This is a genomic window from Streptomyces sp. MS06 (genome assembly GCF_047200655.1).
Classification (GTDB): domain Bacteria; phylum Actinomycetota; class Actinomycetes; order Streptomycetales; family Streptomycetaceae; genus Streptomyces.
Genome location: NZ_JBJZOJ010000084.1, coordinates 20,944 through 28,312, shown reverse-complemented (window position 1 = coordinate 28,312; position 7,369 = coordinate 20,944). Strand labels below are relative to the sequence as shown.

General features: G+C 73.0%; 6 protein-coding genes. 2 read left to right on the top strand and 4 right to left on the bottom strand.

Features of this window, described 5'->3' with window-relative positions; genetic code table 11:
- Window positions 1–1,447, bottom strand: a 1,447-nt coding sequence (locus ACL02U_RS30420) for an MFS transporter (RefSeq protein WP_412794217.1), incomplete at its 3' end; no start/stop codon positions are given.
- Window positions 1,448–1,511: 64 nt separating this feature from the next.
- Between ACL02U_RS30420 and dusB the strand changes: the two genes are divergently transcribed.
- Together dusB and ACL02U_RS30410 are read left to right on the top strand one after the other, a co-directional pair.
- Window positions 1,512–2,657 carry a tRNA dihydrouridine synthase DusB gene (gene dusB / locus ACL02U_RS30415; RefSeq protein ID WP_412794216.1) on the top strand — a complete coding sequence of 382 codons (1,146 nt, stop codon included), beginning with the start codon at window positions 1,512–1,514 and terminating at the stop codon, window positions 2,655–2,657.
- A gap of 326 nt (window positions 2,658–2,983) precedes the next feature.
- Window positions 2,984–3,352 (top strand): VOC family protein, encoded by a 369-nt coding sequence (locus tag ACL02U_RS30410; RefSeq protein ID WP_412794215.1) that lies wholly within the window; start codon window positions 2,984–2,986, stop codon window positions 3,350–3,352.
- 336 nt (window positions 3,353–3,688) lie between these two features.
- Here ACL02U_RS30410 and ACL02U_RS30405 read toward each other — a convergent pair whose 3' ends face one another.
- From ACL02U_RS30405 to ACL02U_RS30395, 3 genes are all read right to left on the bottom strand, one after another.
- On the bottom strand, window positions 3,689–4,123 hold the full coding sequence (locus ACL02U_RS30405; protein WP_412794214.1) for a VOC family protein: 435 nt from the start codon (window positions 4,121–4,123) through the stop codon (window positions 3,689–3,691).
- Window positions 4,124–4,233: 110 nt separating this feature from the next.
- Complete coding sequence (locus tag ACL02U_RS30400) at window positions 4,234–4,662, bottom strand: hypothetical protein (RefSeq protein ID WP_412794213.1); 429 nt, start codon at window positions 4,660–4,662, stop codon at window positions 4,234–4,236.
- Window positions 4,663–5,013: 351 nt separating this feature from the next.
- A complete protein-coding gene (locus tag ACL02U_RS30395; protein WP_412794212.1) occupies window positions 5,014–7,131 on the bottom strand; it encodes a polymorphic toxin-type HINT domain-containing protein in 2,118 nt (705 codons plus the stop codon).
- Window positions 7,132–7,369: the final 238 nt, after the last annotated feature.

Here is a 7,369-nt window from a genome sequence, read left to right as displayed (position 1 = left end):
AGCCGCCGGACACCCGCACGGGCTGCGGTGCCTCCGCCGGGGTCAGCCGGTCCGCCGTCCGACGGGCCGTGTTCCGGGCCCACCGGCCGCTGGTGACCAGCCCCAGCGCCAGTACCGCGGTTCCGCATCCGGCGAGGATCCACCAGCCGGGCCGTGCGGCCGCCACGAACGCCTCCCGGTAGGGCGAGGAGCCGACACCGGACGCGAGTACGGCGCCCACCACGGCCACGCCGAGGGTCTGCCCGAGCTGGCGGCTGGTGGAGGCGACCGCCGCGGCGACCCCGGCCTGCGCCCGTGGCATGCCGGACACGGCGGTGTTGGTGATCGGGGCGTTGACCAGGCCGAAGCCGATGCCGAACAGGACGTACCCGGTGAACAGCGTGACGTCGGAGGTCTCCGCCTCGAACGCCGCGAAGAGCACCGCGCTCGCGGTCATCGCCGCGCCCGCGAGGACCAGCGGCAGCCGCGGTCCCCGGCTGCCGACCAGCCGCCCGGACAGCGGGGCGAACAGGAACATCGGCACCGCCATCGGCAGCATCCACAGCCCCGCGTGCAGGGCGCTCAGGCCGCGCACGTTCTGCAGGTACAGGGTGGACAGGAACAGGAAGCCGCCGAGCGCCGCGAACGCGCTGACCGCGATCACGGTCGCCCCGCTGAACGGCGCCGAACGGAAGAAGCGCAGGTCGATGAGGGGTTCGGTGCGGCGGGCCTCGTAGCGCAGCAGACCGGCCAGTGCCGCGACGGCGAGCGCCGCGAACGGCAGGACGGCGGCGGTCCCGGAGTCCGGCGCCTGGATGATCGCGTACGTCAGCGCGCCGAACAGGACGATCACCAGCAGTTGGCCGACCGGATCGGGGCGGCGGGGGTGCGGGGCGCGGGACTCGGGGACGAAGCGCAGGGTCAGCAGCAGTGCGGTGAGGCCGACGGGCAGGTTGACCCAGAAGATCGAGCGCCAGCCGACGGACTGCACCAGTACTCCGCCGAGCAGCGGGCCGACGGCCATGGATATGCCGATGACCGCGCCCCAGACTCCGATCGCGCGGGCGCGTTCCCGGGGGTCGGTGAAGGTGTTGGTGATGATCGACATGGCGACCGGGTTCAGCATCGAGCCGCCGACCGCCTGCACCATGCGGAAGGCGACCAGCGACTCCAGGTTCGGGGCCAGGGAGCAGAGCAGGGAGCCGGCGGTGAAGACGACCAGGCCGGCCATGAAGACGCGTTTCCGGCCGACGCGGTCGCCGGTGGACCCGGCGAGCATCAGCAGGGAGGCGAGGACCAGGGTGTAGGCGTCGATGGTCCACTGCAGGCCCGACGTGCTCGCGTGCAGTTCGCGCTGCATGGACGGCAGGGCGACGTTGAGTGCGGTGACGTCGAGACTCACGATCAGCAGACTCATGCAGCAGATCGCCAGTACGAGCATGCGGCGGCGGTGGGAGAGCTCGGGCATCCATCAATAGTATGCCTAACTAATCATTGTCGTCGCATCCTTTTCGGTGCGTGACAATGGGGGGATGCCCACGACCGCCCAGCCCCTCCGCATCGGCCCGCACACCGTCCAGCCGCCCGTCGTCCTCGCCCCCATGGCGGGGATCACCAACGCGCCCTTCCGCACCCTGTGCCGGGAGTTCAGCGGAGGCAAGGGGCTGTTCGTCAGCGAGATGATCACCACCCGGGCACTGGTCGAGCGCAACGACAAGACCATGCAGCTGATCCGCTTCGACGAGAGCGAGCGGCCGCGCTCCCTCCAGCTGTACGGCGTCGACCCGGCGACCGTCGGCAAGGCCGTCCGCATGATCGCGGAGGAGGACCTCGCCGACCACATCGACCTGAACTTCGGATGCCCGGTACCCAAGGTGACCCGCAAGGGCGGCGGCTCCGCCCTGCCCTACAAGCGCCACCTGCTGCGGGCCATCCTGCGCGAGGCCGTCAGCGGCGCCGGGGACCTGCCGGTGACGATGAAGATGCGCAAGGGCATCGACGCCGACCACCTCACCTACCTGGACGCGGGCCGGATCGCCGTCGAGGAGGGCGTCACCGCCGTCGCCCTGCACGGCAGGACGACCGCCCAGCACTACGGCGGCACCGCCGACTGGGACGCCGTCGCCCGGCTGAAGGAGCACGTGCCGGAGATCCCGGTGCTCGGCAACGGCGACGTCTGGTCGGCAGAGGACGCGCTGCGGATGGTGCGGGAGACCGGATGCGACGGCGTCGTCGTCGGCCGGGGCTGCCTGGGTCGGCCGTGGCTCTTCGCCGACCTGGTGGCGGCCTTCGAAGGGCGCCCGGACGGAGTCGCGCGCCCGTCGCTGCGCGAGGTCGCCGCCACCATGGTCCGGCACGCCGCGCTGCTCGGCGAGTGGCTCGGTGACGAGTCCCGCGGCGTGATCGACTTCCGCAAGCACGTCGCCTGGTACCTCAAGGGCTTCTCGGTCGGCTCCGAGATGCGCAAGCGGCTCGCCGTCACCTCCTCGCTCCGGGAACTGCGCTCCGGCCTGGACGAGCTGGACCTCGACCAGCCCTGGCCCGCCGCGGGCGCCGACGGCCCCCGGGGCCGCACCTCCGGCAACAACCGGGTGGTCCTCCCGGACGGCTGGCTGAAGGACCCGTACGACTGCGCGGGCGTCACCGAGGACGCGGAACTCGACACCTCCGGCGGCTGATCCGCCCCGGCAGGGGGCCGCACGGCACCTGCGGTGCGACCTGCGCCGCCGATCCCGTGCCGCCGCGACCAGGGGCCACGGCTGACGCCCGCGGGCGGTGGTCCCGTCGTGCCCGACGTCGAAGTCATCTGCGACGAGACCGTGGACGCGGCCCACGTCCCCCTCACCGACCGCAGGCCAACTCCGATCTGCAGCCGTTTCGGCTGCTCGTGCCGGTCGTGCGCGGCCGTCCGTCGTGCGGATCGTCCGGCAGGACGGTTCCACCGATGAGTTCACCGTCCTCGAACGGTCTACCCGGCGACACGACCGTTCTCGACAGGAGTGCCATGTCCACGATCCAGCCAGTGATCTTGGCGGCCGACCACGACGTCCTGCTCGGCTTCTACACGAGACTGTTCGGCGCCGAGGAGATCTTCCGGGTGCCGGAGGAAGGCCCGGTCTTCTACCTCGGCTTGCGCATCGGCGACACCGACCTCGGGCTGGTGGCCAAGACGGACCCGGGGACCGGGGCGGCGCCGCGGATCCTGCTCAGCATCGGTGTCGACGACGTCGACGAGATGCTCGGCCGGGTGACGGCGCTGGGCGGATCGGTCCGCGGCGGCCCCAACGACATGCCGTGGGGACAGCGCGTCGCCCACATCCAGGACCCCGAGGGCAACCCGGTGAATCTCACCCACCCGATCCCGGCTCGGTGAGACTGTTCCGGGGTGCTTGTGCTTGCCGTGGGCTGGCTGTGGGAGACCAATAGCTCGCAGTGGCCTCGATGTTCGTCAGTACGAGCAGCGCGCGAAGCAGGTCGGTGGCGGGGCGGGGTCAGCGGGGCCGGGTGAGGATCCGCGCGTCTTCAGATGGGCGAAGCCGCGTTCGACGGGGGTGCGTCGGCCGGTCCGCTTCACCGTGAGGGCGGCGGCATCCGCCGTCGTCCTCACCGGCAACATCGCTTCCCCACGGGAGGCCTCCCCAGCCGCTCGGGCCTCGTCGGAGCGCCTGGCGGGTGTCCTTCACCCCCGCTGCCCCGCTTCCCGAGGGGCTCAGTCGAGGCAGAACTCGTTGCCCTCGATGTCCCGCATCACCATGCACGACTCGTTCTCGTCGTCGGCCTGCAGCAACCGCACCCGTTCCGCGCCCAGCGGGAGCAGTCGCGCGCACTCGGCCTCGAGTACGGCAAGACGCTCCTCACCCACGAGCCCGGTACCGACCCGCACGTCGAGATGCAGACGGTTCTTGGCGACCTTGCCCTCGGGAACGCGCTGGAAGAACAGCCGCGGCCCCACGCCCGAGGGATCGACGCAGGCGAACCACGCCCCCTTGTCCGCGGGCGGCAGCGAGCGGTCGAAGTCGTCCCAGGTGGCGAACCCCTCCGGCGGCGGTGGCACGACGTATCCCAACACCTCGCACCAGAAGCGGGCGACGCGCTCGGGTTCCGCGCAGTCGAAGGTGACCTGGAAGTGCTTGACCGATGACATCCGGCCACCGTAGCAGCGGTTGATCACCGTGGCCCGGGCATCCCGGCCCGCGAATCCATCGACTCGGCCGCTGCGGAGGCCTGTTGGCGCCGCGCAGGCCTCGTGGCGGATCACGGCCGCCGCGTACGCGCGGCGATCGCCGAGGTGAGCAGGGCGGCCGTGCAGACCAGCGTCTCCGCGACCAGCACGGCGTTGACGTAGAGGTGGTGGCCCGCGGTGAACCCCCCGGGCAGGGCGCCGGGGGAGAACTGGACGGCGAGGCCGGTCAGCGTCGGGTACAGGAGCACGCCCGCGGCACCGGTGAGCACCGCTCGCGCCCACGGCCGGGCGCGGGCCGCGCCGGTCAGCCCGGCGGCCAGGAGGACGCAGCAGCCGACGTCCCAGGTGGTGAAGGCGGCGGGGCCCGGCAGCGAGGCGGTGCCGAGGCCTAGCAGGGAGGAGAGGTACGCCTCCAGGGAGGAGGCCCGCAGCAGCGACATCGCGAGCAGCGTGGCCTCCAACAGCAGCAGGACCGCGGCAGCGAAGGCGACCGGAGTCACCGTCCCCGGGGTGGTCGCGGGTGCGGACGCCGGAGGAGCGGCCGGCGGGGCGGCGAAAGGCGGGGCAGTGTTCGCTCGGGGTGTCCGCGGTGGGGGAGCGGACGGCGGGGAGAGGGCCGGCTGGAGGCCCGGTTGTCCGGGGGCGGCGGGCGGTCCGGCCGGCGAACCGTGCGCCTGGGGAGGGGTGTGGGACCAGGTGGAGGGCGGTACCGGTGGTTGGCGGGTCATCGCGGAACGCTCCCGGATCGTGGGTCGTCGAGGGATCGAAAGGTCGAGGGGTCGAGGTGGCAAGCCGTGTGCATGCCTGGAGTGGGGGCCTGGGTGTGGTGCACGCCGCGGGTCGGACGCGGTTCACCGCTTGTTCAGGGAGGCACCCGGGGAACTGATCCGGTTGTGCAGGGTGATGCCCATCGACTCGGCCAGCTTCATCCAGTCGTCCTCGGCCTTGAAGATGTCGTCCGTGCTGAACCCCGTCATGTCCGACCAGAGGATGCTCACGGCGTCCGCGTGGTTGTAGCCAGCGGCCCTGACCGCGGAGCGCCGGGAGGAGAACGCCTTGGTGACGCGCCTGTAGATGCTGTCCTCGCTCATGCCGATGTACATCGTGCCGTCGTTGAGTTCGATGAAGTAGATGCCCTTCACCTTCGGGATCTCGAAGGTCTTCGCTCCCCGGGCGAGCTGTGGGAAGAGCCTGCACCCCACGTTGTGCACCAGGACGGGCCGCCCGCCCGCGAGGACGAAGAAGTCGTGGGCCCCGGCGACGGTGAGGTCGTGGACCTGCCGGTCTGCGGTGAAGGGGTGGACGGCGGCCACCGAGGCTGTCCCGCCCGCGGAGGTCTGCAGACGGTCCCCGGCCGCGAGCCGGTCGGCCCGCGTCCAGCCGACGGCGGTGGCGAAGTAGTGGCCGGCGGTGGCGATGACGGAGGCGGTGCCTGCGGTGCCCGAGCGACCCGGCGGTGTCTGCCGGTCGTCACCGGTGAGGACGATGCGTACGAACGCGTGCTCGTCCGCGGTGCTGCGCCGGTCGGTGACGGGGCGTCCGAGCAGCCGCGTCGATCCCGGAGCCCGGGCCGCGACCAGGTCCCCCGTGCGGATCTCCTCGATCGGCCGTGCCGTGCCGTCGGCCATGAGCACCCGGGTGCCGCCCGGGAAGCTCTGGCACTCGTCCTGCGGAGCCGCGGCGGCCTCGGAGCGCAGGGTCCTGCTCAGCCTCCCGGTGTCGATGCTCGCCACCGCGTGGACGGAGACCTCGGCCAGGGCCTCGACGCGGTAGTACGCGGTCCGCCCGGTCGCGTCGGCCCGGGCCTGGGCGTCGGCGGACAACGCGGCGCGCAGGGATCGGTACCGCGGCCCCGCCTCGGCGTCCGTGCAGCCCAGCGTCGCGGAACCGTTCAGCGGCACGGTCGTCGAGGCCGAGCAGGACCCGGCGGGCGTGCCGTTGAGCGTGACCTCGGCCGACAGACGGACGGTCACCGAACCGCGGAGCGCGGCCGCAGTGCCCCTGCCGGCGTCGGTGGTGACGGTCTCGGTCACCAGGCAGCCGACGGGCGAGCAGTGGACGTCGGGGTCCCCGTGGAGGTCGAAGGAGACGTCGGTGTCGTCGGCCGAGGACAGCTGGGCGACGGAGTCGAGCAGCCGGTCGTAGGTGGCGCCGACGTCCCCGGGCTCCTGGGGGAGGTAGGCGACGGCACCGTGACCGCCGCCGTCCCCGATCGGGTGAACGGGGTGCGCCTGCGCCCACCGCGCGGGTGCGGATGCGGGCCGGAGGGCGGGTGCGGATGCGGGCCGGACGGCGGAGGCGGGTTCGGCGGCCGCCGTGCGTGGCGCGGCGAGGTCGTCGGGTGCGCCGGGTACGCCGGGAGTACTGGGTGTGCGGGGAGTGCGGGGAGTGTCGGATGGTGCGCCGGTGGACGGCGGGTCGAGCCTGACGACCCGGTAGGGAGCGTCGCGGCTCACCCGGAGCTCGCCGATCGGTGTCGAGGCGGTCAGTACCGCGACCCCGTCCACCACCGCGGTGCGCGCCCCCTGCGCAGGCAGGCGGGCAGTTCTCAGAGCCCGCGCCAGGTGGTCGGCAAGCACGGGCGGCGGCACCAGCTGTGCCGCGAGGGGGCCTGCCAGGCCGTCCGCGATCCTCCCGGTCAGCCACCGGTCGGCGAGGTCGGCGGCCCGCGTGGGCGGGAGCATCGCGCGCAGGGCGGAGCCGGGCGGCTTGACGTAGAGGCGGTCGTCGACGCGCAGCAGGGCGTACTCCTGTCCGGCCCGGGTGATCGACCCGGTGAGTTCGCCGTGCTGCGTGACGTGCGCGTCCAGGCTCGCGGTGCGGTAGTGCACCTCCGGCGCGGTGGACAACGCCACCAGGGCTCCGAGGAACGGCGCCCGGTCCGGCCCGCGGTGAGTCACGCCTGCGGTGAGGAGCCCGCATCCCAGCGCGACGGCGACCAGGACCGCGACCAGCCTGCCGGGAAACATGCGCTGCTTCCGCGGCGGAGAGGCCTGCCCCCCGCCTGCGCCTGCTGCGCCTGCTGCGCCTGCTGCGCCTGCTGTTCCTCCGGTCCCGTGGTGCGGCGGTCGGGGCGGTGCCGGTGCCGGGACCCGTTGAGCGGACGGCGCCCGGGGCCCGGCCGCGGTCGGTCGAGGGGGAGGCGCCTGAGGCGTGCTCGGCGCCTGCCGTGGCGCGGACGTGCGGGCCGCGGGAGCCGTCTGCCGC